Origin of the sequence: Amycolatopsis sp. BJA-103 (assembly GCF_002849735.1) — a bacterium.
Lineage (GTDB): Bacteria > Actinomycetota > Actinomycetes > Mycobacteriales > Pseudonocardiaceae > Amycolatopsis.
Genome location: NZ_CP017780.1, coordinates 6,069,533 through 6,095,149 on the forward strand (window position 1 = coordinate 6,069,533; position 25,617 = coordinate 6,095,149).

At 66.8% G+C, this 25,617-nt stretch carries 23 protein-coding genes; 6 read left to right on the forward strand and 17 right to left on the reverse strand.

Annotated elements, in window-relative coordinates; translation table 11 throughout:
* Positions 1–7: 7 nt before the first annotated feature.
* The 10 genes from BKN51_RS26665 to BKN51_RS26710 form a co-directional block, all read right to left on the reverse strand.
* Positions 8–829: a F0F1 ATP synthase subunit delta gene (locus tag BKN51_RS26665; RefSeq protein ID WP_101610247.1), complete on the reverse strand. Its 822-nt coding sequence runs from the start codon at positions 827–829 to the stop codon at positions 8–10.
* Positions 830–835: 6 nt separating this feature from the next.
* Positions 836–1,393, reverse strand: coding sequence for a F0F1 ATP synthase subunit B (locus tag BKN51_RS26670; RefSeq protein ID WP_101610248.1), 558 nt, complete (start codon positions 1,391–1,393; stop codon positions 836–838).
* Between the two features lie 33 nt (positions 1,394–1,426).
* Positions 1,427–1,684, reverse strand: coding sequence for an ATP F0F1 synthase subunit C (locus tag BKN51_RS26675; protein WP_101610249.1), 258 nt, complete (start codon positions 1,682–1,684; stop codon positions 1,427–1,429).
* A 61-nt stretch (positions 1,685–1,745) separates the two neighbouring features.
* Positions 1,746–2,543: a F0F1 ATP synthase subunit A gene (gene atpB / locus BKN51_RS26680; protein WP_101610250.1), complete on the reverse strand. Its 798-nt coding sequence runs from the start codon at positions 2,541–2,543 to the stop codon at positions 1,746–1,748.
* Between the two features lie 379 nt (positions 2,544–2,922).
* Entirely contained in the window at positions 2,923–3,378 is a 456-nt protein-coding gene (locus tag BKN51_RS26685) for a hypothetical protein (RefSeq protein WP_168214395.1), read from the reverse strand.
* A gap of 56 nt (positions 3,379–3,434) precedes the next feature.
* Positions 3,435–4,586, reverse strand: a complete 1,152-nt coding sequence (locus tag BKN51_RS26690) for a glycosyltransferase family 4 protein (protein ID WP_020631178.1) — start codon at positions 4,584–4,586, stop codon at positions 3,435–3,437.
* A gap of 86 nt (positions 4,587–4,672) precedes the next feature.
* The gene (locus BKN51_RS26695) at positions 4,673–5,323 is read right to left on the reverse strand and encodes an L-threonylcarbamoyladenylate synthase (protein ID WP_101610252.1); all 651 of its coding nucleotides are present in this window, start codon (positions 5,321–5,323) and stop codon (positions 4,673–4,675) included.
* Between the two features lie 192 nt (positions 5,324–5,515).
* Positions 5,516–7,501 (reverse strand): M6 family metalloprotease domain-containing protein, encoded by a 1,986-nt coding sequence (locus BKN51_RS26700; protein ID WP_101610253.1) that lies wholly within the window; start codon positions 7,499–7,501, stop codon positions 5,516–5,518.
* A 192-nt stretch (positions 7,502–7,693) separates the two neighbouring features.
* Positions 7,694–8,560 carry a peptide chain release factor N(5)-glutamine methyltransferase gene (gene prmC, locus BKN51_RS26705; protein ID WP_101610254.1) on the reverse strand — a complete coding sequence of 289 codons (867 nt, stop codon included), beginning with the start codon at positions 8,558–8,560 and terminating at the stop codon, positions 7,694–7,696.
* Between the two features lie 84 nt (positions 8,561–8,644).
* Positions 8,645–9,193 carry an HD domain-containing protein gene (locus BKN51_RS26710; protein WP_101610255.1) on the reverse strand — a complete coding sequence of 183 codons (549 nt, stop codon included), beginning with the start codon at positions 9,191–9,193 and terminating at the stop codon, positions 8,645–8,647.
* 116 nt (positions 9,194–9,309) lie between these two features.
* Here BKN51_RS26710 and wsfD point away from each other — a divergent pair, with 116 nt between their 5' ends.
* Complete coding sequence (gene wsfD / locus BKN51_RS26715) at positions 9,310–10,743, forward strand: glycan biosynthesis hexose transferase WsfD (protein WP_101610256.1); 1,434 nt, start codon at positions 9,310–9,312, stop codon at positions 10,741–10,743.
* 3 nt (positions 10,744–10,746) lie between these two features.
* Here wsfD and BKN51_RS26720 read toward each other — a convergent pair whose 3' ends face one another.
* The 3 genes from BKN51_RS26720 to BKN51_RS43290 all read right to left on the reverse strand — a co-directional run bounded on the left by BKN51_RS26720 (position 10,747) and on the right by BKN51_RS43290 (position 15,136).
* Positions 10,747–12,354 carry an arabinofuranosyltransferase gene (locus tag BKN51_RS26720; RefSeq protein ID WP_101613472.1) on the reverse strand — a complete coding sequence of 536 codons (1,608 nt, stop codon included), beginning with the start codon at positions 12,352–12,354 and terminating at the stop codon, positions 10,747–10,749.
* Between the two features lie 285 nt (positions 12,355–12,639).
* On the reverse strand, positions 12,640–14,586 hold the full coding sequence (locus BKN51_RS26725) for an FG-GAP-like repeat-containing protein (protein ID WP_101610257.1): 1,947 nt from the start codon (positions 14,584–14,586) through the stop codon (positions 12,640–12,642).
* A 61-nt stretch (positions 14,587–14,647) separates the two neighbouring features.
* Entirely contained in the window at positions 14,648–15,136 is a 489-nt protein-coding gene (locus BKN51_RS43290; protein ID WP_146044285.1) for a hypothetical protein, read from the reverse strand.
* A gap of 286 nt (positions 15,137–15,422) precedes the next feature.
* On the opposite strand from BKN51_RS43290, the gene BKN51_RS26735 reads away from it, so the two are divergent.
* The 4 genes from BKN51_RS26735 to BKN51_RS26750 all read left to right on the forward strand — a co-directional run bounded on the left by BKN51_RS26735 (position 15,423) and on the right by BKN51_RS26750 (position 20,474).
* Positions 15,423–17,126 (forward strand): ALF repeat-containing protein, encoded by a 1,704-nt coding sequence (locus BKN51_RS26735; protein ID WP_101610259.1) that lies wholly within the window; start codon positions 15,423–15,425, stop codon positions 17,124–17,126.
* A complete protein-coding gene (locus tag BKN51_RS26740; protein ID WP_255414862.1) occupies positions 17,123–19,114 on the forward strand; it encodes an ALF repeat-containing protein in 1,992 nt (663 codons plus the stop codon). Before BKN51_RS26735 ends, BKN51_RS26740 begins: the two co-directional genes overlap by 4 nt.
* A gap of 14 nt (positions 19,115–19,128) precedes the next feature.
* On the forward strand, positions 19,129–19,623 hold the full coding sequence (locus tag BKN51_RS26745) for a hypothetical protein (RefSeq protein WP_101610261.1): 495 nt from the start codon (positions 19,129–19,131) through the stop codon (positions 19,621–19,623).
* Positions 19,624–19,736: 113 nt separating this feature from the next.
* Positions 19,737–20,474: a hypothetical protein gene (locus BKN51_RS26750; protein ID WP_101610262.1), complete on the forward strand. Its 738-nt coding sequence runs from the start codon at positions 19,737–19,739 to the stop codon at positions 20,472–20,474.
* Positions 20,475–20,483: 9 nt separating this feature from the next.
* Here the strand turns inward: BKN51_RS26750 and prfA are convergent, their stop codons facing one another.
* Both prfA and rpmE read right to left on the reverse strand, forming a co-directional pair.
* Complete coding sequence (prfA, locus tag BKN51_RS26755) at positions 20,484–21,554, reverse strand: peptide chain release factor 1 (protein ID WP_101613473.1); 1,071 nt, start codon at positions 21,552–21,554, stop codon at positions 20,484–20,486.
* Positions 21,555–21,649: 95 nt separating this feature from the next.
* Positions 21,650–21,877, reverse strand: coding sequence for a 50S ribosomal protein L31 (gene rpmE, locus BKN51_RS26760; protein WP_101610263.1), 228 nt, complete (start codon positions 21,875–21,877; stop codon positions 21,650–21,652).
* Positions 21,878–22,100: 223 nt separating this feature from the next.
* On the opposite strand from rpmE, the gene BKN51_RS26765 reads away from it, so the two are divergent.
* Positions 22,101–22,646: a CHAP domain-containing protein gene (locus BKN51_RS26765; RefSeq protein WP_101610264.1), complete on the forward strand. Its 546-nt coding sequence runs from the start codon at positions 22,101–22,103 to the stop codon at positions 22,644–22,646.
* A gap of 69 nt (positions 22,647–22,715) precedes the next feature.
* Here the strand turns inward: BKN51_RS26765 and BKN51_RS26770 are convergent, their stop codons facing one another.
* The gene (locus BKN51_RS26770) at positions 22,716–23,246 is read right to left on the reverse strand and encodes a hypothetical protein (RefSeq protein ID WP_101610265.1); all 531 of its coding nucleotides are present in this window, start codon (positions 23,244–23,246) and stop codon (positions 22,716–22,718) included.
* 85 nt (positions 23,247–23,331) lie between these two features.
* Positions 23,332–25,389: a transcription termination factor Rho gene (gene rho / locus BKN51_RS26775; protein WP_101610266.1), complete on the reverse strand. Its 2,058-nt coding sequence runs from the start codon at positions 25,387–25,389 to the stop codon at positions 23,332–23,334.
* Between the last annotated feature and the right edge of the window lie 228 nt (positions 25,390–25,617).

Below are 25,617 nucleotides of genomic sequence, written 5' to 3' on the forward strand. Positions count from 1 at the left end.
TTGTGGGTCAGCTAGCCAGCCGGCGACGCAGGGCGTCGATGCGCCCCGCGGTGCTGCCGTCGATGACCTCGTCACCGACGCGGACGACGAGTCCGCCGCCCAGTGACGGGTCGACCTCGACGTGCAGCGCGAGCTGCCGCCCGTAAAGGGCGTTGAGCTTCTCGCTCAGCCGAGCCTGCTGCTCGTCGGACAGCGCGCTCGCGCTGGTCACCTGGGCGACCGAGCGTTCACGGCGTTCCGCGGCCAGCTGGACCAGCCGCTCGAGGGCGTTGGCGACCCCGCGGCCCTTGGCGCGCAGGACGACCTGCTCGACGAGAGTCTCGGTGACCACGTCCACCTTGTCGGCGAACAGGTTGCGGACGAGGGTCCGCTTCGCCTCCGCAGGGGCTGTCAGGTCCGACAGCGCCCGCTCGAGCTCCGGGGCGCCCGCAACGATACGGGTGACCCGGAACAGCTGGTCTTCGACAGCGTCGATGTTCCCGGACTTCTCCGCACTGGTGAGCAGCGCCGAGCGGCCGAGGGCCTCGAGCCCGTCGGTCAGTTCGCGCGGGCTCGACCAGCGGCTGCCCGCCACGGAGTCGAGCACCTGCAGGGCCGGTTCGGAAACCTTGCCCGCGAGGATCCCGCGGGCGAGGCCGATCCGGGCTTCGGGCGAAGCCGAACCGTCGGCGACGGCCCGGCGAAGGCCGATCTCCCGGTCCAGCAGGGTGACGACCGAAAGCAACTCGTCGCCGACCGTCGCCGGGTCAGTACCCGCGGCGGCCAGAACCTCGCCGAGACGATTCTCGGCGAGGTCGAGCGCTTCACGGCTCGCAGCATGCAGCGTCATTCTGGTCTACTTCCCCGCTCCGTTGGAGGCACCCGCGGTCTCCAGCTCGGCAAGGAACCGGTCCACGGTGCCGTGACGGCGCGCGTCGTCCGCGAGCGACTCGCCGACGATGCGGCTGGCCAGCTCGATGGAGTTACGGCCGAGTTCGGCGCGCAGCTCGGCGATGATCTGCGCCTTCTGGGCCTGCAGCTGAGCCTGGCCCTGGGCGACGATGCGCTGGGACTCGGACTCCGCCTCGGCCCGCAGTTCCGCCTTGATCTGCTCGGCTTCGAGCCGGGCGTCGTCGCGGATCTTCGCGGCCTCGGAACGGGCTTCCGCCAGCTGCGCCTTGTACTGCGCAAGGTTTTCTTCGGCTTCGGCCTGCGCCTTCTCGGCCCGCTCGATGCCACCCTCGATCAGCTTGGTCCGCTCCTCGTATGCCGTCTCGAAACGAGGGACGACGTACTTCTTCAGAACGAACAGCAGCAGAAGGAAGGCGACGAACCCGAGGATCAACTCGGGAATGTGCGGCACGATCGGGTTGGGCACCTCGGTGGATGCCAAAACCAATTCGGTCTTCAGCACAACGTCTCCTTAAAGCGAGTTGAGTCGGGAAACTCAGGCGCCGGAGGCGAGGAAGTAGATGACGATACCGATCAGCGCGAGCACCTCGGTCAGCACGAAGGTCGAGAAGGCGATGCTCTGCAGCTTGCCCTGGGCCTCCGGCTGACGGGCGGTGCCGTTGATGACGGCGGCGAAGATCAGACCCACACCGATACCGGGGCCGATCGCGCCGAGGCCGTAACCGATGGCGGCGAGACCCGGGTTGATGTTGGCAGCGGCGTCAGCAGCCTGCGCAAGAACGATGTTGCTCACGTGCGTTTCCCTTCAAACTCGGTCCGCGCGACTCACGCGGATCGGGGGCTTTTGGTGTTTCTCAGTGCTCCGACGCCAGCGCGGCGCCGATGTATCCTGCGGACAACAGAGCGAAAATGTACGCCTGCAGGATCTGGATGAATGCCTCCAGGAAGGTCATCGCGATGGCGAAGAGGAACGCCACCGGCGACGCGACCTTCACGATTCCTTCGCCCTCGGTCAGCAGGAAACTCCCACCGAGCGTGAAGACCATGATGATCAGGTGCCCGGCGAACATCGCGGCGAAGACTCGGATGGCCAGCGTGGCCGGGGCGATGAAGAACTTCTGCGCGAACTCGATGGTGGAGTACAGCGGCAGCACGAACCCGGGAATGCCCGCCGGCGCGAGTTCCTTCTTCAGGTATCCCTTGAAGCCGTGACGCTTGAACCCGACGTAGTGGTACACCGGGTAAACGACAAGGAACGCGAGAGCGACCGGGAAGCCGATTCGCGCCATGGTCGGGAACTGGAAGAACGGAATGATCCCGAAGAGGTTGTTCACCAGCACGAAGCTGAACAGCCCCAGGACCAGCGGAATGAACGGCTTGAAGTCGGCAGAGCCGATCTGTTCCCGCGCGATGTTGTTGCGGCCGAAGTTGTAAATCGATTCGGCCATGAACTGTCCCTTGCCCGGGACGACCTTCAACCGGCGCGACGACACCATGAAGTAGGTGACGAGGATGATCAGGGAGATGACCACCAGCAACATCGGCTTGGTGAAGCTCAACCAATAGCCGGAGCCGAACAACGGCGGTAGGTTGAAGTCTTTGACGCCAGGCGGCGTGAACTCCGCACCCTCGGCTAGTACCAGCGCGCCCACTGGGCTCCTTCCGGTTCTCCCGGCCGGCGTTCACTCCGCCGGGGGAATCGTCACGATCTGGACTTAACGTACCCGACACGTATCGGGCCGTCGGAGGCGGCCACCCCACGATGTGCTGAACATGGTTTCACGTTCCGCACACGAGGATTCTCGATGCAGTGCTCCCGGGAGACAGACGCCTACCAGCGGGTAAGAAGGGACGATTCAACACCGTCGCCACACTGCTGTTCGGGGTTCGTCATCGGGAGCCGGCAGCCGAGGCCGCCGCCCATACGCGGACCATATCAGCAGGTTCGGACGCGCCGTACAGGCGTACTACATTGCCCCCGATCGGCCGAGGACCTAGGTCCCGCCCCAGGTCAGGACCTCGGTCCCGCGATCAGCGGGAAGCGGGGATGATCGTCGGGATCTTGGTCTTGCGGAACGCCGCGAACTCCACGGCGGCGGCCACGAGGATCGCGACGATCATGGTGACGCCGAGCGCCATCGGGTGAATCGCGGTCACGCCGCGAAGCAGGCTCAGCGCCGCGAAAAGGAGGACGAGCTTGAGCACGTAACCACCCAGAGCGATCACCATCACGAACATCGGGTCCATGCCCGCGCTGAAGCGCATGAGGCCCAGCGTCGCGAGCGCGGACCCGACGGCGAGCACACCACCGATGAGCGAGCCGAGCAGACCCGGCTGTCCTTTGAGGATGGTGAACACCACGATGCAGATCAGCACCGCGGGCGGGGTCAGCTTCAGGGAGGCCTTCATCATCGCGTTGGCCGCCTGCAGAACCACCTTGGCGTGGGGGTTCTCCTCCGCCTCGACGGTCTTCTCGGTCTCGCTCACAGAAAACTCCCTGGTCGTCTCAGCCATCCAGTGTAGGCCCGCGCCGATCCCGTCTTTCAGGCGGTTCGGTTCCGCGACCGCAGCCGCGGGATGACCGACACCAGAGTCGCGAGCAGGAAACCGAATCCGACAATCCAGAAAACCGCGGCATCGTCGAACAACGTCACCGAGACGGCGCCGAACGCGAGCAGGCCCGCCCACAAGTAGATGAGCAGTACCGCGCGGCGCTGCGAGTGGCCGATCTCCAGCAGGCGGTGGTGCAGGTGCATCTTGTCCGCGGCGAACGGGCTCTCACCGCGGCGGGTGCGGCGGATCACCGCCATGATCAGGTCGAGCAGCGGCACGAACAGCACCGCGGCGACCACGACGAGCGGCGAGAGCAGCGCGAGCGCGTCCTTGCCGCTGAACTGCGGGTAGGGAACGCGGCCCGACGCGGACGTCGTCGCGCCCGCCAGCATGAGGCCGATCATCATCGACCCCGAGTCGCCCATGAAGATCTTCGCGGGCTGGAAGTTGTACGGCAGGAAGCCGAGACAGGCCCCGGCGAGCGTGGCGGCGATGAGGGCGGGCGGATACGCGCCGACGTCACCGCCCGAGGAGTCGAGCAGGCCGAGGGAGAACGAGCACGTCGCCGCGGCGGCGATGAAACCGAGGCCGCCGGCGAGCCCGTCGAGGCCGTCGACGAAGTTCATCGCGTTGACCATGACGACCACCAGCACGACGGTCAGCAGCGCGCCCTGGTTCTTGTCCAGCACGAGCACCTGGCCGAAGGAGCCGTCGCCGCCTCCCCACGGCACCCAGAACGACACCCACTGCACGCCGAAGATCACCAGGATCCCGGCGCACATGACCTGGCCGGCCAGCTTCGTCCAGGCGTCCAGCTCGAACCGGTCGTCGAGCGCGCCGATCAGGGAGATCACGCCCGCGGCGAGCAGGACGCCCAGCGAGTCGAAGGAGAAGTCGAAGCCCCGGCTCAGCGCGGGCAGCTGGTGCGCGAGCCCCATCGCGGCGGCCACGCCGAGGAAGATGCCGATGCCGCCCATGCGGGGGATCGGCGTGACGTGGACGTCGCGGGCCCGCGGGTTGGCGATCGCGCCGATCCGGATGGCCACCCGGCGAACCACGCCGGTGAGCAGGAAGGTAACGGCCGCCGCGGTGAGGGCGACGAGGATGTACTCCCGGATCGGGAGGCCTTGCGTAGGAGGCATGGTGCTTACGCCGCCGAGGTCCAAGTCACTCGAACACGCTACCGCGCCAGGGGGATACGGCGGCGGACGGTCCTCAGACCCGGGGACTAGGCGAGCGACTCCGCGGGCACTCCCAGTACTTCCGCGATCGCGGCACGGCTGACCGCGCCCTCCCGCAGGATGACCGGGTCGTCGCCGGTGAGGTCGACCATCGAGGACGGCACGGGTTCCCCGGTGGATCCGCCGTCGAGGTACACCGCGACGCTGTCGCCGAGCTGGTCGACGGCTTCCTGCGCGGTGGAGGCGGGCGGCTGGCCGGAGACGTTGGCGCTGGAGACCGCCATCGGGCCGACGTCACGGAGCAGTTCCAGCGCGACCGGGTGCAGCGGCATGCGCAGCATCACCGTTCCGCGTGACTGGCCCAGGTCCCACTGCAGGCTCGGCGCGTGCGGCAGGACGATGGAGAGGTCACCGGGCCAGAATGCCTCGATGAGCGCGCGGGCCTGCGGCGGCGTGCCGAGCACGAGTCCGTCCACAGTGGACCAGGAGCCGACCAGGACGCCGACCGGCATGTCCGGGCCGCGGTTCTTGGCCCGCAGGAGGGACTGGACGGCGCCGCTGTCGAAGGCGTCCGCGCCGATGCCGTAGACCGTGTCGGTCGGGAGGACCACGAGGCGACTGGAGCGCACCGCGCTCGCCGCCGCGGCGAGCCCGTCGGCCCGGGATTCACGCTTGCTGCAGTCGTACACCGCGCTCATGGCAGATGAGCGTAGTCCTGCCCTCTCGTGAGTGGTGAGGACGGTTCTGGTGGACCGTCCGTGTCCAGGTACCGACGGGCTGGGCGGGATCGCAAGTCCGTGAAGGCCTCCTTCCCTACCTTGAGAGTAGGGAAGGAGGCCTTCACCTCTTGCCGGGTTGCGGGGCTGGGTGGTCGTGAGTGGTGAGGTGGGTCAGAAGGCGAAAGCGGCGCAGAACGACGTCGCCGTCTTGGCCGGGTCGGCGATCGACGTCGCGGTCAGCTTGATCTGCGCGACGTGGTCACCGCCCGCGGCCCGTTTGGCGTGCGCCGTCGCCGAAGACCGCCCGCCGAACGGGACGGTGGACAGCTCGTTCGGCAGCCGGACCTCCCAGCCCTTCGCCGTGGTGGACGCGCTCAGGCGGTAGGTGTCGGTGTTGTACGGCGCCGCCGCACCCTTCGCGTTGCCCGTGTTGAACACCGGGAACGAGCAGCTCGCGAGCCCCTGCTTGGCGAACGCAGGGATCGACGGCCACAGCGAAACGCCCCTGGCCTGCGAGCCCGCGCCGTCGAGCGAAGCCACCGTGACGACGTAGGACAGCACGCCCTTGCGGTCGCGCTCGACGTCCGAGACCAGGAACTTCAGCCGGTTCGCCTCGTCGGTGTACTCGTACTTGCTCGCCGAGCCGGTACCCGCCTTGAAGGCGGCGTCGTTGAGCTGGCGGTAGTCGCCGATGGGAATCGGGACCGGGGTGCCGTCCGGCTTCTTGTAGTCGGTCATCCCGATGTCGGCCGGATGCGCGTCGACGATCCATTCGAACGGCGCGTTGTCCTGGTTCTTCGTCTTCGCGATGATGACGCCGGAATCGGGGGCGAAGGAATCGCTGCCCATCCGGTCGACGACCTCGACGGTGTAATTGTCGTAGCCGCCGCCGTCGCAGAACGGATCCTTCGAACGATCGCATTTCGGCGAAAGGTCCCCGCCGGTCAGCGCGATGTTGATCCCGCTGTAGGCGCCCTGTCCCGGCAGGACCGAACGCGCCGTGATCCGCGTCGAAACCGGGCCGGTCTTGGCGAGCTGCTTCCGGTCCAGTTTGAGCACGTCTTCGGGGTCGATGATGTCGAGCTTCATCTTGGTGCGCAGCATGTGGTGCGACCCCATCGAGCCGCCCTGCGTCGCCGGGATCTGCCAGCGGGTGTGCGGTCCGCCGGGGCCGTTGAAGCTGCCGCGCGACATCATCTCCCACGGGCCGGTGTAGGTCCTGGACGGCGGAGTGCCGAACGGGTTGTTGTAGTTGTCGCCGATGCCGAGAATGTGGCTCAGTTCGTGCGCGTAAACCGCCTGTCCGGAGCTTTCCGCCTGGGTCGAGGAGCCGGTGACCGCGTTCGGCCAGATGCTCGCCGCGGATTTCCACGACGTCCACGGGACATAGCGGGTGGACGCGGCGTTCGGCATTCCCGCGACGCCGGGTCCGAATTCGTCGGGCACGTTCTCGCGATCGCCGAATTTCATCACGCCGAATTCCTGCCAGGTCGCGCTCTCGTCCTGGCCCGCGGAGAGATAGAAGATGAAGTCGAACTGCTTGGAGACGTCACCCACGTCCGCCCGCCAGGCGGCGCCCGCGTCGGCGCGCAGGTCGCGCTTGCAGTTCGCGCCCGGCGGACACGCGTCGGGCTGGAACTCCATGCCGTACTCGAAGGACTTGCCCGGCAGGCGGTACGGCCCGAACGCGGTCAGGTCGACGCCCATCCTGCCGCCGGAGTCCTCCATCCAGTACTCGTTGATGGTGTGGCCCTGGTTCAGCGCCTGGGGCTTGTTGAGGAAGTCCTGGTAGAACTTCGCGACGTTCGCCCGCGGGATGTTGCTGGCGGCGGGGCCGGGGTTGCCGAACACCGTCGAATGCGTCGGCTGCGTGACGGCGAACTCCTGGTCCGGGTAGTCCGCGAGTACCACGGCGCCCTTGAACGTCCGCTTTGTCGGCTTCAGCGCGGGATCGGCCCAGTTGGTGCCGGGCGGCTTGCGGTAGTCGTCCCACGTCATGTGGTCCTGGTTCTCCCAGGTCGACCCGTCGATCGGGGCGGGCCAGCCCTTCGCGGGCGCCGCGGCGGACGCGGGCTGGGCGACCAGACCGGGCAACAAGGCGACGGTGGCGAGGACGGCGAGTGTTCTGAGTGGGGCTCGTCGGAGAGACGATCGCATCGGGGTACACCTCCCAGTCGGACCGCCGAGGAGGCGGCCGTGATCGACGGTAGGAGGTGGGCTTTGCCCTGGGCACCGCCGGAAGTCGTGAGTCCCGCTAACCATCCGCCGACGCCTGCATTCAGTCCTCTGGATGCGGTACTTGCGCAGGGCAATTACCGCATCCAGAGGACGGAATGCGAGAGAAGGGCCTCAGGAGACGCGCAGGGCGGTGACGAACCGGGGGCGGCCGGCGAGGTCCAGGTGACCCCGGACGTCGGTCAGCACCCGCCGTGCCCGCACCAGGGCCGGGACGGCGGAACCGTGGGTGTCGTCGTGCTCGATCGCCATCCCGCCGGTGGGCCGCAGCAGCCGCGCGGCGGCGGCGATCGCGTGCCGGATCACCGCCAGCCCGCTCTCCTCCGCGAACACCGCCCGCGCCGGGTCGTGCTCGGCGACCTCCGCGGGCACCGGGGTGCCTTCGGGGACGTACGGCGGGTTGCACAGGACCAGGTCGACGAGGCCGTCGAGCTCGGCGAACATCGTGCTGTCCGCGACGTCGCCGGAGTACAGCCGGATGGGCGTGTCCCCCGCGTCGGCGTGGACGTCGGCGTTGTGACGGGCCCAGGCGAGCGCCTGGGCGTCGATGTCGACGGCGTAGACGACGGCGTCCGGCCGCGCGTGCTGCACGGCCAGCGCCAGCGCGCCCGAGCCGGTGCACAGGTCGACCACCACCGGGTACTCACGCCCGTGCAGCAGCTTGAGGCCCCATTCCAGGAGCAGTTCGGTCTCCGGGCGCGGGACGAACACCCCGGCGCCGACGTTGACCGTGATGTCGCCGAGCGCGGCCCAGCCGGTGAGGTACTGCAGCGGGATCCGTTTGGCCCGCTGGTTCACCAGCTGGCCGATCGCGTCGATGACCGGCGGGTCCACCAGCGGCACCATCGGCAGGCGGCCGCGTTCGACGCCGAGGACATGCGAGGCGATCAGCTCCGCGTCCGAGCGCGGTGACGCCACACCGGCCTCGGTGAGAATGCGGGTCGCTTCCATGATGGCGAGGCGCAACGGCTGCCGGTTCACTGGTGTTCCTTCACAGAGTCAAGCCTGACACACGAGGCACGCGTGCCGGGGTCGATACACGCGGGCTCAGGGTATCGATTCCTTTCAGCGCACCCGCCACGAGAGCGACGACAACGTCAGCGCCGCTTCGGCCACTCGCCGCGCGAGGTCGGTCTGAAGGCTCTTCGTCGCCGAAGCGATCCACTCGTCGACGTTCCGCACGCCGATGTCGCGGTACTCGACGGCTTGAAGCAGCATCTCGAGCTTGTCCGCGTCGCGCGCGTACAGCGCCTCCGGGCTCTTCGCGGCTTCGTACTCGTCGACAGCCTCGCGCACCGAGTCGCGCGCGACACCGGGCAGGGCCGACGTCTGCGCGGCGGTGATCGCCCGGGGGTCCGGCTTCTCGACGAAACCCTTGATCGTGTGCGGGAGGTCGCCGGTCCGCGTCTCCTGGGTGTCGTGCCACAGCGCGAGGTACGCCGCCCGCGCCGGGTCGGCGCCGCCTTCGGCCGCCAGCAGGCCGGCCAGCTGCGCGACCCGGGTGGTGTGCTCGGCGACCGATTCGGGATCGCGGACCCCGGCCTGCCACCAGCCGGCCCGGCGGATCCGCTTGAGCACACCCAGTTCGAACCCGAACCTGGCCAGGGCTTCCACGCTGCTCCCCTACTCGTCGACGATGAGGTGAACCGCCAGTGTCCCGCGCCGTCGCTCTCCGACGCTTAGAGAGGGCACGAACTGATCACCCTCTGGAATCTTCTAAGGTGGCGCGGGTGAAGATCCGGGAAATCCGACTGACCCTGGGCGTGTTTTTCGCCGCGCTCGGGGTGCTACTCGTCCGTTTCCTGGTTCCGCGTCCGATCGGGATGGCGGACAACGGCGACGGCTGGCGCATCCTGTGCCAGCTCGGCGCCCGCGAGCTCGACCGCCCATCGGAGCACTTCGTCCGTTTCTCCTACGGCCCCGCCCCGGCCTGCAACAGCGAGTACATCTCCAGCCAGAGCTGGATCGACAAGATCGCCAGCGAGATCGGGCAGCTGCTCGGCTCGTCCGCGATCCTGAACCTGCTGGTCCTGGGCGTGCTGGGCTGCCTGCTGGTCGCGGGCGGGATCGCGGCGATCGTCGCGGGCCTGCGCCTTTCGGTCCGCGACAGCTTCATCGCCACGGCCGCGTTGCTGCTCGTCGCCGCGGACTCGGCCTTCTTCGGGTACTTCGCCTCCGTGCTGAGCGAGGGCGCCGCCTTCGCGGGGATGCTCCTGCTCGCCGGCGGGCTCCTGCTGATGCACCGCACCGGGCCGTGGCGCTACACCGGCGCGGCGGTCACCGTGCTCGGCGCGATGGTCGGGATCAACGCGAAGTCGCAGACGCTGCTGCTGATCCCGCTGTTCGCGCTCGCGCTGCTGTTCGTCCGGCCCGCGGGCAGCCGCGGCCTGGCCCGGTGGGCGCTGCCGCTGGCCGTGCTCGCCGTCGTCGGCACGGGTACCGCGCTGGTGCAGGGCGCGGGCGACTCGGCCAACGCGGAGTACCGCGAGGCCAACATGTACCACGTCGTTTTCAACGGGATCGTCGACGGGAAACACGACACCACCGGCGACCTCGCCGCGCTGGGGCTCCCGCCGGAGTTCGCCCAGTACGTCGGCACGGGCTGGTGGAGCGCGAACGCGGCCTGGAAATCCCCCGAGTACGCCAAGTACCGCGACAAGATCAGCCGCCGCAACGTCGCCCAGTACTACCTCGACCACCCGGTGCGCGTGATCGAGATGCTGCACCGCTCCGCGCAGGAGACGCTGACCGCGCGGGTGCCGAACCTCGGCAGCTTCGGCGAACACGCCGGGCAGCCGCCGCTCGCGAAGGAGTACCGGATCCCGGTCCTGTCCGGGATCACCGGCTGGATCGCGCCGCTGGGGCTGTTCGCCCTGCTGCCGATCTGGCTGCTCATCGGCTGGGCGGGACTCCGGGCCTTCCGCAACCGCACCGGCCGCCGCGACGTCGGCATCGTGGTGCTCATGTTCCTGCTCTTCGCGATGGGCCAGCTCCTGGTCTCCGGTCTCGCGGAAGGCATCGAGAACGTCAAGCACCAGCAGCTGACGATCTTCCCGACCCTGCTCGCCGCCGCCTTCGCCGCGCTCTCGTTCCTGCCGCGGCGCGAGGAAGAGACAGCGGCGATCGAAGACCGCGAGCCGGAGACGGCGTCCGTCTCCGGCTGACCTTCAGCCGCAGGTTTGTGCGTTCTCGGGGTTGCGGTCGTAGCGCAGTCGGCTTCGGCCGACTGAGTGGATGAGGTTCTCCCAGAATCGTTCGAAGGTCAGCGGCGCGCGGACGGAGTCGAGCATTTCCCTGTTGTGCGGGCAGCCTAGTGTGGTCCGGATCGCGTCGAGGTTGTCCTGCTTGTACTGGCCCCGCGCCGCCGCGGTCTCCGTCGTCTCCGTGGCGAGGTCGGCGATCTCCCAGTTGGCCCCGGCGAACTTGCTGTGCCCGATCCGCCGCCCCGCGATGACGGTGGTGTGTGCCGCCACCGGGTTGGCGAGCCCGATCGGGTCGTGCACCCACACGTCGAGCGGAAGCAACATGCCGGGGCCACCGATGTTGAAGTAGGTGAGCACGTCGCGGCCGTTCGCCGAGGGATACGCGACCCAGCCCGTCGACGGCGCGGACACGTGGATCGACGGGACCTGCCGCGCGGCCAGCTGCTTGCCCGCGTCGTCGGTCATCTCCACGAACAACCGGAAATCCCGCGCCAGGATCGGATACTCGGTCCCGCTGGCCTCGACGTAGGCGGCACGCTCGTCGGCGATGACCTCTTGCTCATCGATCGGCTCCTCGAGCCCGGCATACGGGGTTCGCAGCCAGCCACCGGCGACCACGGCCCAGACCGCGACAGCGACGACCGGGACGAACGTCAGCTTGGTGACCCTCATCGTCATCACCGGAAGCAGCAAACAGAACGTCGCCGGAAGCAACATCCTCCCGTGCATGAAATCCCCACCGACCCGGACGACATACGCCGCCAACAGGACGGCACCCACCAGCGGCACGGCCACCAGCACCACCACCCGGTGGTTCACCGACCTCCGCCACATCAACGCGAACCCCGCGAGCAGACACGCGGCGACCGGAATCCATAGAAGGTACGGATCGGTGAAATCGCCGAAATAAGTCCATCCGCTGTCCCACAGCGCCTCGGAGGCTTCCTTCACCAGCGCCGTGTTCGGGGTGATCAAACCGTAGTAACCCATCCGGAACACCTGATACGACACCGGAAGCACAGCCGCGGCGGCGACCGGAACCAGCGCGTGGCGCCAACCCCGCCAAGTGAGCACCAGCAAACCGGCCATGGCGACCAGACTGAACAAAGCAAGGTCCGGGCGCACGAGCGGACCCATCCCGATGACCACCGCGGCCGACCACACCGGACCGAACGGCCGCCCGATAGCGCGCCGCACGAGCAGCCACCAGGTCCCGCCAAGCCACAGGCTGATCAGCCCGGTCTCCAGACCGGAGGTCGCGAAGTCACGAAATGGCGGCAACGCCAAGACGACCAGCGCACCCGCCGGAAACACGAAAGTGGACGCCGCCGGCCCAGCCAGCCGCCGCGCACCATCGAGTGCCAGGAACAGACCACCCGCCGAGAACACCAGTCCGACGATCACGGCGATCCACTCGAGGCTGACGCCTGGGATCCAGCCGACCAGCACGAGCACCGCCGTCCACAGCGTGCTGGTGTTCGCCTCGACCCGCTCACCGACGTTGAAGACCGGACCATTGCCCGCGAGGATCTGCCGGACCGTCCGCAGCACGATCAGCCCATCATCACTCATCCAGCGCCGCTGCCAGGCAAGGAGCACAAACCCCAGGACAGTGGCCCCGATGGCGACCCGGTTCCACGCGCGGACGCGGCCGCGAGCACGGATTTCGCCGGGTCTGTCCGATACGGCCTCGGATTCCACAGTACTCGTGCTCAATTCATTCTCCAGGCAAGTGAAAAGACGACAATCACCCAGAGTTCTGCGACGAGACAACACTGTCCGTGACTGGGCAAGACCCGCAAACGATCTTGCGTCACTCTATCGTGTATCCGAAAAAGACCGGCGCCGGGCGGATAATCAGAACCCGAGAGCGAAGGCCCTGGGCACGGTCACCTCTTCACCGAAGGCGAAATCGCCATGCCACAGAACGGAAGCACCCACGAACTTCGCTCCATCGGACACCCCGACATACACGTCCCCTCTCGTGCCGCGCGTGTAAGTGACAATGTCGGCCTTGCCGTCACCGGTGAAGTCACCGATCGCGGGCAACTCGGTCCCATAGGCGAAGTTTCCGTGCCACTTCACAGCATTCCCGATAAACCTCACGCCATTCGAAATCGCCACATAGACAGAGGCCGCCGTCCCCCGGGTGAAGACCGCGATGTCATCCTTGCCATCGCCGTCGAAATCGCCCGATGCTGGGATCTCGTCACCGAACGCGAAATCTCCGTGCCACTGCAAGGAGTCACCGACGAACTTGCCACCGTCCGAGAACGCCACGAAGACGTCGCCCGTCGTGCCACGGGTGAAGCAGGCGATGTCATCCTTGCCGTCACCGTCGAAGTCACCCACCACAGGAACTTCTGCGCCGCCGGCGAACCGGCCGTGCCACTTCGCACCACTGCCCACGAACTTCTTGCCGTCCGACAACGCCACATAGACCGAAGCCGTCGTCCCACGCGTGAAGACCGCGATGTCATCCTTGCCGTCACCATCGAAGTCACCGACCGCGGGAATCTCCTCGCCGAACGCGAAATCGCCGTGCCACTGCTGGGAGTCGCCGACGAACTTGCCTCCGTCAGACAGCGCCACATACACATCACCCAGCGTTCCCCGAGTGAAGGTCACAATGTCCGTTTTGCCGTCACCATCGAAGTCACCGGCGAGCGGCACCTCGTTGTTCGTCGCGAACCGCTCGTGCCACTTGACCGAATTTCCCACGAACTTGGCCCCGTCGGACACGGCCGCGTAGACGTCCGCCGTGGCGCCTCGGGTGAAGACGGCGATGTCGTCCTTACCGTCACCGGAGAAGTCACTCACGGCGGGAATCGGCGTGGTCGCCGAAACAACGCCGGACACCAACTCCGTCCCATTGGCCAACGTCGTGACGACCCGGTAGTACCAGGTCTTCTTGGCGGGCAGCGACTTGTGCGTAAAGCTGGTCCCCGTCGTCGAGCCGACGCGACGAGCTTCGGCCACCGGAACCGTGGAGTCCTCCCCCGCGTAGATCCGGTACGTCAACTGCCCCTGACCCGAGACCGGAGCCCATTTGACCGTGATCGCGTGGTCGACCGCCTTGGCCGTCGCGACGAACGTCTGCTGCCGAATCCACTCAGCGAGATCGTCGGTGCGCGTAGCCGTCGTGCCCTGCTGTGTCTCGGACACGGCGAGACACCCGTGTTGCCAGGAAGTGCTCACGACACCGGCCAGCTCCGCGCGGCCGGAAACCTCCCGGAACACCGCTCCCCCGGCGTCTCCCTTGCAGGCGTCCGCACCGTTGTCACCGGTGAGCGGGAACTCTGCCGCGGTCGGAGCACCGACGGCGAACAACGCCGAGTGCAGCTTGTCGGGCACCCACTCTGTCGCCGTGCGGCCATAGCCAGCCAGTCGCAGCTTCTCTCCACTCGCGGCGGCGGCGCCCACGGAAACCGGCGTGATGTCGGTGATCGTCGTATCGAGCCTCGCGAGCATCACGGCCCGGCTGGGGTGGACCACCAGGTTCGTCACCTTGGCGACCCGGCCGGCGGTACCAGCGAGATTGGTCCGGCCCACGGTGACCGTGGTCGGCTTGACCGGAACACCGCCCTGCGGATTGCCGGCGAAACAGGACGCCGACGTGATGATCCATTCGGATGCCACCAAGGCCCCACTACAGGCCGCACCCTCTGCGTTGATCTTGGCGGCAAAGGCGTAGCTCCCGTCCGCCACCGGAGTACCACCGGTGACGGCCTTCACTGGCGCGAGAACGAACAGACTGAAGGCCACCACAGATACAGAAACAGCCGAGAATCTGAGATATTTCATTTCTTCCCCATTATTCGATACCGCCCCGAAATTCGACAGAAGAACACACTTCTCGAATTGTTCACGCCGAGGTCTTGAGTTCGAGCAGGGTCGCACCGTCACCGGCGTTGATCGGAGTCCAGAGATTCTTCTTGATTTCAGTGTCCCGTGGCGCGCTTCCGGCAACGCTGACCGTTGCGATGGCCGCGTGGTCGTCACCCTTGATCGAGTAGACCTCGGGAATCGACATGCTCAGGTAGCCGACGGCTCCGGTCACCTTGAAGCAAATCGGATCAGCAAAGGCCGAACTGGACAGAACCACTTGACCGGCACCACCCGGCGAACAGTCGACGAGCAGAATGTGCCCATCGCCCTTTATCAGGGCTATCCCACGGTCGGCCAAAAGCTTGTCGGCACCCGGATAGGCGAAGTCCTCGACGAGCGATCCGGCATCGGCTTGAACTCGCGACCCCGACCCGGAGGTCTCACCACCGGAAGCTGTCGACGCACCACCCAGAATACTCACGACAGCGGCCGAGCAAACAAGTATCGCGACATAAAGATAACGCATTACCACCCCTATTCATCAAGCTGAACGAATTCAGCAGGAAGATCGCTTCGGACAGGCGGCCACACGGGAACATCGCTCAGGAACCGTAGTTTTTTCCTTAGAGCCACTGCTGACAACCCTCCGCCCAGATGGATGCTAGCGCAGGTGTAGACCTATTGGCAGATTCCTCAATGGCCCGAAAACAATATGTCAACCTAGGCCGAACGGGCTATCCATTACACCAAATGGACCATCTTTAACACCAGGGGGAACACCTGTGCGCGTAAGAGCGTGTCTCAGTATCCTTATGGCCCTCATCACATTCATTATGGGCGTCGGTCCGGTAACGAACGCGGCCGCCGAACCGATTGACAATGCCGCCGCAAACGATAGTGAACGTGCGCAGACACTCGCATTGTTCAAGTCGGGCGGCCGGGTCGTCGCGCGGGAAGCGGAATTCGCACTGTTAGGTAACGACGCGGATGTTCATCGCTTCTTGACCGAACGACGGCCGGTCGCCACCGAGCACGATGACCGAATCGCCCTGAATCAGCTGATAGCAAGGTCGGGACCCGCGGTCCGTGCCGCGGGTAGCGCGGCCTTGAGCGACTCGATCGCCGCCGTGCGGACCTTCCTTGCCACCGGGTGGCGCACCCCTTGGGAAAACGACCAGCGCCGACTCCTCAACCAGATCATGGCGCGGGGCGGTGCGCAGGTGATCAAGGCCGGAGACGCCGCTCTGAAAGGGACCATCGACGATGTCGTGGCCTTCCTGCGCACCGGTCAGTACGTCGCTCAGGACAAAGACGACCGAATCCGCGTCAACAAGATCTTGTATGCGTCGGCTGTCGGTTCGGCTGTGTACACAGCCTGCCAGAGAGTATTGAGCGGTACCGCCGACGACATCCGCGAGTTCCTGCGCAGTGGCTGGCAGGTGGCCGTGCAGCGCGACCAGGAGACACTCTCGGTCGCCGGATTGGCCGAGTTGGCCGCCGACGCCCAGCGACGCGCCGTGGAGAGCACCGACGCCGCGAAAGAAGCGGCGGACCAGGCGGTCAGTGCCGCACAGAAGTCACGTGAGGCGGCGGAGCTCGCGGCCACCGAGGCCGCGGCCGCACAAGGTGACGCGGTACGAGCCGGTCAGGCGGCGACACGTGCGGCCGAAGCCGCCAGCGCCGCGGCTGCTTCGGCCCAGACCGCGATCAACGCGGCCGGGCGTGCCAACGACGCCGCACGGGTGGCGGCGAACGCCGCGGGTCAAGCTGCGATCGCCGCTTCTCTGACCGAGAAGGCGGCGACCCGGGCACACGATGCCGCAGCCGGTGCGGCGAGAGAACGCGGCAAGGCACATGACGCCCGCGTGGCCGCCGAGGCGGCCAAGGAAGTGGCCGTGAACGCTACTGCCGCCGCCGCAGCGGCGGACGCGGCGGGCAAGGCCGTTCTCGAGGCTGGCAACGCCTCCACCGCGGCAGGCAATGCCGGGGACTTCGCCGACAAGGCCGCAAAAGCCGCCGAACAGGCCGCGACGGCCGCACGAGCGGCCGGCGCGAACGCCGACGAAGCGGAACGCGCCGCGCGGCGCGCACGCCAAGCGGCGGCGGAAGCACGGAGGGCGGCGGCGGCCACCCAGTCGCTGGCGCAACGAGCGGCAACGGCGGCGTTCGAGGCTCGTGACGCCGCCAACTCCGCCGCGGGACATGCCGTCAAGGCAGCCGAGGCCGCTCTGCTCGCGGCAGAGCAGGCCGGTGAAGCCGAGAAGGCCGCGGAACGGTCGGCAGCAGCGGCAGCGGAGGCCGACAAGGCGGCGAACGCGGCGAGTGCCGCCGCGGCCAAGGCGCACACCGTGGCCGACACCGCACGGCAAGCCGATGCCGAGCGATTGGCTCAGCAGGAGTCCCAAGGGGTCCGCGATGCCCAGGACGCAACGCTGGCAGAGGCCGCGGAAAAGCCGAACCGACGTGGAAGCCCGGCGAGCGAGAGATCATCGATCCGGATACACAGGCTCTGCTGACAGCAGCGGGCCAAAGCGGCACGTCCCCGGAGACCTCGCTTCTCAAGACACGCCAAGCCGCGCTTCGGTTGCTCACCCGCGGTGGGCCATGGGTGCAGGTAGCGGCCGAAGACGCCCTGAGCGAGACCGAGGCGGGGGTAAAGGAGTTCCTCACCACGGGATTGGCCCTGGCTGTCGAACAAGACGACCGGGCGAGCGTCAGCGTCATCATTCGCTCCACCACCAAACCACCGCAGCGCGCCGCCGCGGTCGCCGCTGCCGCGGGTAGCCATGATGTGGTCAAGGAGTTCCTTCGCACGAAGTTCTACCCCGGCAAGCCCAATGACGATCGCCAGGAAGTCAATCGCATCATGGCGGCGGCGGGCGCAGGCACCGTGGTTCACCAGGCAGGTAGCGACGCGCTGACGGCCGAGTTGAACGGGGACGCCGACGCTCTGCAGCGGTTCTTGGAACACGGCCGGTATACTGCGGCGAAGCAGGAGGATCGCAAGGCCGCCAACCGCGCCCTGGCGACCGGCGGGCCGGAAGTTCGAGCAGCCGCACAGGCGGCCCTGTCCGGGCCGGACTCGTATGTGACGTCATTCCTGCAGACGGAGCTGCCGAAGGCGCAGCTCCGTGACTCCGACACCGCGACCCATGTCTCTCAGATAGCCAGCTATCTCGCCAGCGCCGATCAGTCAGCCGCCGCCGCGCGCCAGAGTGCTCACCTGGCCGCCGAGCAAGCCGCGATCGCGCGGAACGCGGCAGACGAAGCACATCAATGGAACGAGAAGGCACAAGCCTCCGCTGCCACGGCCGCCGAAGCGGCGAAGCAGGCGAAGGAATCGGCCGATGCGGCCCAGCGATCCGCGGACGAGGCAGCCGCCTCGGCAAAGCGAGCTCGTGACGCGGCAGCCGCCGCGGGCAAGAGCGCTCAACGTGCGAGCGCGTCCGCTGCGTACGCGTCATCTCAGGCCACCTACGCTCGCACAAAGGCGGCGGAAGCAAAGCGGTCCGCCGACGACGCACGCACCGACGCGATCGAAGCCGGCAAGGACGCGGAGGCTGCAGCACGGGCCGCCGAGGAAGCCCGTACGGCGGCTGCGAAATTCACTCAGGTCGGGGAGCAACGCGAAAACATCGGCGACGTACCCGACGAGAAGGCAATCAGTCAGTTCGGCGTAGACAGGCAGCCTGAGAATCTTCGCGACAACCCCACGACGCGCGGTCTGGAAAAGTGCAAGCCGAACGGTCTGAACATCGGCGGCGGTCCGCCGATCTATATCTGCGACATCACCATCGAGCACCACATCACGGGCACGATGCGTTACTTCACCTACCAGTGCCCGCCAGGCGCCACTCAGCGCGAACAATGTACACGCGTGGAGATCGGCTCGAATCCCATCGACTTCGTCTACACCGAGCACACCCAGCTCAAGTCCTGGGAAGCAGTCGGTGACGCACTCGTGGCGATCGGTAAGGCGCTGATCGACGACTTCGTCAAGTGCGCGAACGACAAGGGCTGGAACCAGGCGGAAGGTTGCGCCTGGATCGCCGCGTCGATGATCATCCCGGTGCGGATCGCCCGGCTCGGCAAAGTAATGGCGATCACTCCCACCCGTTTCCTCGGGGATTTACCACACAAGTTCGAAGTCCGCCTCTCGGACGGCAGCGAGATACTGACAGAGATCAACAACGGCGGCCAGGTCAGTCTTTTGATCGAAGTCAAAACCGAAAGTCAGGGAATCGGCCGCGCACTAGTACAATCAGCATTCGATCATTACGGCGCCAAAATTACTTCCATACTCGGCAAGTGGGTGACGTCTATGCCCAGCAATTTGAATTCATTCAACGCCAACCTTCTCAAGAAAGAGACTTTCCATGATGCCGCATTCAACACCTTCACCGGAAAAATGGCAAGAGAATACGGATACACCAACGTCAAATTGGCGAAGGAACCGACCGGCACGCCAGGATATTACACCGATGTCGAAGTCATCTTCTACTAAGCTACCATGAGGCAATGATGGATCTTCTGCTTGAATTCGCTGGCTCCGGCAGGATTGGGCCGATCCACGGTGGGATGACCCTGAACGAAGCCTCCGAGATCCTAGGGCCAGGTCATCCCCATCCGGCGATCCGCATGCTCGGCGAGCGGGCCGACGGGTACCCGTACAACTGGGAAAGTCTATCCTTGGACATAACCCGAAATCAGGTTTCATCCATCACGCTCAAGGTGTGGCCCGGAGGAACTTTCACCGCGCCTTCTCCATTGGATCAGAGACATGAGCCGCAAGATTCAACCGTCACCAAACATGAGTTCCTGGCCGCCCTGAATAAAGCGCAAATCGGTTACAAGGATGTCGAGATTCCCGCCACCGACCAACAGTCGGCGATCCACTTTGTCAACACTGGGGTATCGGCGATCTTCGGCTTCTTCGAAGAATCCGAACTGATTACCCTCGCGGGTAACTACCTGATCTCGGTCTCCAAGGACTGCACGAGGGACATTTTGTAGCGCGCCGGGGTGTCGGTAGTATCCGGCTCCCCGGCAACCCGCGACCGGCACGATCGGGAGACTGGCAGTAGGCTAAGTGCACTTGTCGTCGCCGAAGGGCCCGCGAAATAGTCATGGATCTCCGGGAAACGGAAGTCGTCACGCGGATATCCGCGAATATCGAAACCGATGATTTCACCGCGGCCGCCGCACTGGGCGAACGCTTCATCGAAGAGTTCGAAGCCACCGAACTGGAGATCTGCCGGGCGGATCCCGAAGGCGGCTGGAAGGGATACACGGTCTCCGTCGGCTATCGCACTCCGCCGGCGGAGTGCGAGGAGCCCGTCGACACACTGCACCGCGCCGCGGTACCGGCGCTTTTCCACTTCGGCCTGAACGCGGCATTCTTCGAAATCCACGGAACGCCGGAAACCGGCCAATACGGAAGCTACGAAGCTCCCGACACCCCAGCCGACGGCTACACGCTCTATGCGCTGATGGCGTCCGTCGGCGGCACCGATCCGCGTGAACCGGCGTACGTCCCCCGGCACGATTTCACCCCGCGCGAGGACACCGACGTCATCTCGCGGGTGCATCTTTACGTGCCCACCGGCGATCTGCGGCTGGCCGTGGGCCTGTGCGGGCGGCCCGCGACCGATCTTTCGGCGTCACTGGTCCGGATCAGCACGGACGCGGGCCCCTGCGAAGCCGTGCTGCTGTCGGCTTTTCCCGCTGTCGCGGGGGAAAGCGGCGAAGAGGCGCTCAGCCGGGTCACGAACGAGGTGACCGACAGGCTCTCCCACGTGAGCATGTCCGTCCGGGCCATCCACACCGGGCTCGAGGACGATCCGTTCTACACCGAGCCCTGCTGAGCGGCCGGCTCAGCCCGCGTGGGCGGCGAGCCGCTCTTCGCGGTCCGCGGTGATGAGCGCGTTCAGCACGCCGTCGAGGTCGCCGTCGAGGACCTGGTCCAGGTTGTACGCCTTGTAGTTCACCCGGTGGTCGGCGATGCGGTTCTCGGCGAAGTTGTAGGTGCGGACCCGCTCGGAGCGGTCGACGGTGCGGACCTGCGAGCGACGCGCGTCCGACGCCTTCGCGGCGGCCTCCTCCTCGGCGATCGCCTGAAGGCGGGCCTGCAGCACCTGCAGGGCACGGGCGCGGTTCTGGATCTGCGACTTCTCGTTCTGGCACGAGACGACCACACCGGTCGGAAGGTGCGTGATGCGCACGGCCGAGTCGGTCGTGTTCACGCTCTGGCCGCCGGGGCCGGACGAGCGGTAGACGTCGATCCGCAGGTCGTTCGGGTCGATCTCGACCTCGACGTCCTCGGGTTCAGGGTAGATGAGCACGCCGGACGCGGAGGTGTGGATACGGCCCTGGGATTCGGTGGCGGGCACGCGCTGCACGCGGTGCACCCCGCCCTCGAACTTCAGCCGCGCCCAGACACCGTCGACGTCGGCCGAACGGCTCTTGATGGACACGGTGACGTCCTTGAAACCGCCGAGGTCCGAGTCGACCGAGTCGAGCACCTCGGCCTTCCAGCCGTGACGCTCGGCGTAGCGCAGGTACATGCGCAGCAGGTCGCCGGCGAACAACGCCGACTCCTCGCCGCCTTCACCCGATTTGATCTCCATGACCACGTCGGAACCGTCGTACGGGTCGCGCGGCAAGAGCAGTTCGGTGAGCTTGGACTCGAGTACGGGGATCTTGGCGGAGATCTCCTCGGCCTCGGCCGCGAAGGACGAGTCTTCGGACGCCAGTTCCTTCGCCGTCTCGAGGTCGTCGCGAGCGGTGTCGAGCTCACGGACCGTCTTGACGACCGGGCTCAGCTCCGCGTAGCGGCGGCCGAGCTTGCGTGCGCGCGCCTGGTCGGCGTGCACGGACGGGTCGGCCAGCTGTTCTTCCAGCTGGGCGTGCTCTTCGAGCAGACCCTTCAGCGAACTCGAATCCACCACTCCACCTTTCAACGGCCCGGGACAAAACCATGGCTGGGACACCAAAGAAAACGGCGCCTACCCGGACATGCGGGTAGGCGCCGTCGTTCAAGCTACTTGGCGTCTTCGGCCTTCTTGCGCTTGCCGTAGCGAGCCTCGAAGCGCGCGACGCGGCCGCCGGTGTCCATGAGCTTCTGCTTGCCGGTGTAGAACGGGTGGCAGTTCGAGCAGATCTCGACGTGGAGGTTGCCGGAGGTCTTGGTGCTGCGCGTGGTGAATTCGTTGCCGCAGTCGCAGTTGACGTGCGTGACAACGTAATCGGGGTGAATACCGCTCTTCATGGTGTCCTCTCTCGTTGGCCCCGGGTCCCCGTGATGGGGTGAACCGGTGCCGGACTTCAGCGGATGATTTTGCCAGATGCGCTGGCAGTGGGGTTAACGCACCCCTCACTCGGCATATTCCACCACGTTGAGTAATCAACTATCGACGCCGAGTTGTACGAAATTTGTACTCGATCACGAGATCGTCCTTCTGTTGGAAAATACTCCACGGGAGGTTTGCATCATGCGCACTATCCTCGCCAAGGTGGCGAAGCCCGCGTCCGTCGCGGCGCTGGCCATCGCGGCCTTCGCCATGGCTCCGGTCGCTGGAGCCGCTCCGGCCGCCCCCGAAGCGGGCGCCACCATCACCGCCGCCGACATCAACCCCGCGGCGGGCACCTTCACCACGGTGCCCGAGGGCGACCTCGCGATCCAGGGCGCCGGTGACGGCACGCCCGCCGGCGCCGTCCAGTGGTTCAAGAACAAAGCCGGCTCCACCGCGTACCAGGGCCTCTGCGAGAAGGCCGTCGAGAACGCGTATGGGACCACCGGCGTCTGGGCCTCGGCCAACGCGCACTGGAACGGCGCGAGCCCGAAGCACACGACCGGGACGCCGCCGAAGGGCTCCTTCGTGTACTGGAACATCAGCCAGTGGGGCCACGTCGGCATCGCCGACGGCTCCGGCGGGATCTACGCCTCCAGCATCGGCGGCAAGATCGGCCACGCGTCGAGCGTGAACTACTTCAACAACTACCGCGGCTGGACCCCCGCGGCGGTCCCGCACCGCTGAGCCCCCGTTCATCGCAGGTTCGGTCCGTGAAGGCCTCCTTGCCTACCTTCAGGGTAGGGAAGGAGGCCTTCACGTACTTCCGGCAGGCAAAGACGCGAGCCAGCGCCTTGTCGCGCGCGGCGAGGTCAGCCGCACCACCGGCATCCCGGGATCCGCCTCCCAGGTGCGAAGGGTCCGCCGTTTGCGGGCGAAGGACCGGAAGTGCCACACGATGATCGAGTCGCCGGAGAAGATCCCGCGCGGTGTTTCGAGGTTGCCGTTGCAGATCCGGCGACGGGTGACGCACCGCACCACCGTCCGGCGCACCAGGCGGCTCAGCGAAACCCAGCGCGGATAGTCCAGCGCCACGATCAGCTCGGCCCTGGGCTGTGCGATGTCGCGCCATTTGGAGAACATGCCGTCGATGATCCACCGGTCTCCCGCGACCAGCGCGGTGATCCGGCGCCGTTGCTCGTCGTCGGGGACGGGCACCCAGCCCGGTTGCCACGCGAGGTCGTCATCGACCGAGTGGTACGGCAACCCGGTCCGCCCGGCCAGCTTCCGGGCCAGCGTCGACTTGCCCGAACCGGTGACGCCGTAGACGACGATCCGCTCTGGCACTGAAGGGCCCCTTTCACCACATCAGACGCGACGAAGGGGCCCTTCACCGCATGCGATGCGGTGAAGGGCCCCTTCAGCTACTTGATCAGTCGTCGTCGTTCGAGCCGAGGGCCGTCTTCGAGACCTGCATGAGGAACTCGATGTTGGTCTTCGTCTTGCGCAGTCGCGAGATCAGCAGGTCGATGGCCTGCTGCGAGTCCAGCGCGTGCAGCACCCGGTGCAGCTTGTGGGTGACCGCGAGCTCGTCCGGCGAAAGCAGCAGATCTTCCTTGCGGGTACCGGACGGGTTGATGTCCACCGCGGGGAAGACGCGCCGCTCGGCGATCTTCCGGTCGAGCTTGAGGTCCGCGTTCGCGGTGCCCTTGAACTCCTCGAAGATGACCGTGTCACCGGTGGATCCGGTCTCGACCATCGTCGTGGCGAAGATCGTGAGCGAACCGCCGTTCTCGATGTTGCGCGCCGCGCCGAGGAAACGCTTCGGCGGGAAGAGCGCGGTCGAGTCGACACCACCGGAGAGGATCCGGCCGGACGCCGGGGCCGCGAGGTTGTACGCACGGCCGAGGCGGGTGATCGAGTCGAGCAGCACGACGACGTCGTGGCCCATCTCGACGAGCCGCTTCGCCCGCTCGATGGCCAGCTCCGCGACCGACGTGTGGTCGGACGGCGGACGGTCGAAGGTCGAGGCGATGACCTCGCCCTTCACCGAACGCTGCATGTCGGTGACCTCTTCAGGACGCTCGTCCACGAGCACGACCATCAGGTGGCACTCGGGGTTGTTCGTCGAGATCGCGTTCGCGATGTCCTGCATGATCGTCGTCTTGCCGGCCTTGGGCGGCGACACGATCAGGGCACGCTGTCCCTTGCCGACCGGCATCACCAGGTCGATGACGCGGGTGGTGAGCTTGTGCGACTCGGTCTCGAGGCGCAGCCGCTCGTTCGGGTACAGCGGGGTCAGCTTGGTGAACTCCGGGCGACGCTTGGCCTCGTCCGGCTCCAGGCCGTTGATCGAGTCGACGCGCACCAGCGGGTTGAACTTCTGCCGCTGCTGCTCGCCGTCACGCGGCTGGCGCACGACACCGGTGAGGGCGTCACCGCGGCGCAGGCCGTACTTGCGGACCAGCGACAGCGAGACGTACACGTCGTTCGGCCCGGCGAGGTAGCCCGAGGTACGCACGAACGCGTAGTTGTCGAGCACGTCCAGGATGCCCGCGACGGGCAGCAGGACGTCGTCCTCGCGGATCTCGGTGTCGGGCGAACCGCCCTGTTCACGGCCACCGCCGGTACCCCGGCGGCGACGGTCGCGGAAGCGACGGCCGCGACGGCCGCCTTCCTCGTCGTCGTCACCCTGCGGGCCCTGCTGGCCCTGACGCTGGCTGTTGTCCTGGCCGCCGCCCTGCTGGTTGCGCTGGCGGCTGTCCTGGCCGCGGCTGTCGCGACCGCCGTCACGACCGCCGTCACGGTTGCCCTGACGGTTGCCGCCCTGCTCACCGCGGTCGCCACGCTCGTTGCGGTCGCCACGCTCGCCACGGTCACGCTGCTCGCCGCGGTCACGCTGCTCGCCACGGTCCCCGCGGTCACGCTGCTCACCGCGATCACGCTGCTGGCCACCCTGTTCGGGCGAACCCGCGGCGCGGTTGGAGCCACGACGACGACGGCTGCGGCCGCCCTCTTCCTGCTGCGACTGGCCGTCCTGCGGCCCGTTCTCCTGCTGCGCGGGCCGCTCGGCGGCGGGCGCGGAGCCGTTGTCCGAGACTTTTTCGGCCTTCTCGGCGCGCGGGGCTTCGGCCGGGGCGGCTTCCGCCTTCGGCGCTTCGGCCTTCGGGGCCTCCTGCTTCGGGGCCTCCGTCTTGGGCGCTTCGGCCTTGGGAGCCTTGCGTGGTGCATCGATCCCCTCGAGCGGAAGCGTTTCGCTCGCCGCGGCGGGGGTCTTGCGCTTGGTCTTGCCCTGGCGCTCACGGATGGCCGCGATCAGGTCGCCCTTACGCATACCCGTGGTCTCGCCGATGCCAAGGTCCCCAGCGATCGAGCGCAGTTCGGCGACGGTCTTGCCGGTCAATCCGCCGACCGTGCGCTTGGGAGCGACGGCGCCGTTCGACTCGGCGGCGCCACCTTCGACGTCGCTCAAAAGATCGGTGTTGCTCACAAATGTCCTTCCTGACCGATCCACGCCTCCAGGTGGATCAGCGGACCGCCGTTCGCGTCCGATTGCGAAACGGCGTATCTGGCCCCCGATACGGGCGATCAGCTCCTCGGCCGTGTTGAACACAGCTAGAAGGCCTCCAGCACAGGGATTTGCGTCCTCCAAATGGAGGACGCGGAATTCGGCACCGCCGAAACCGGGAACCCGCCTGCGTCGACCTGCCAGCCCCCG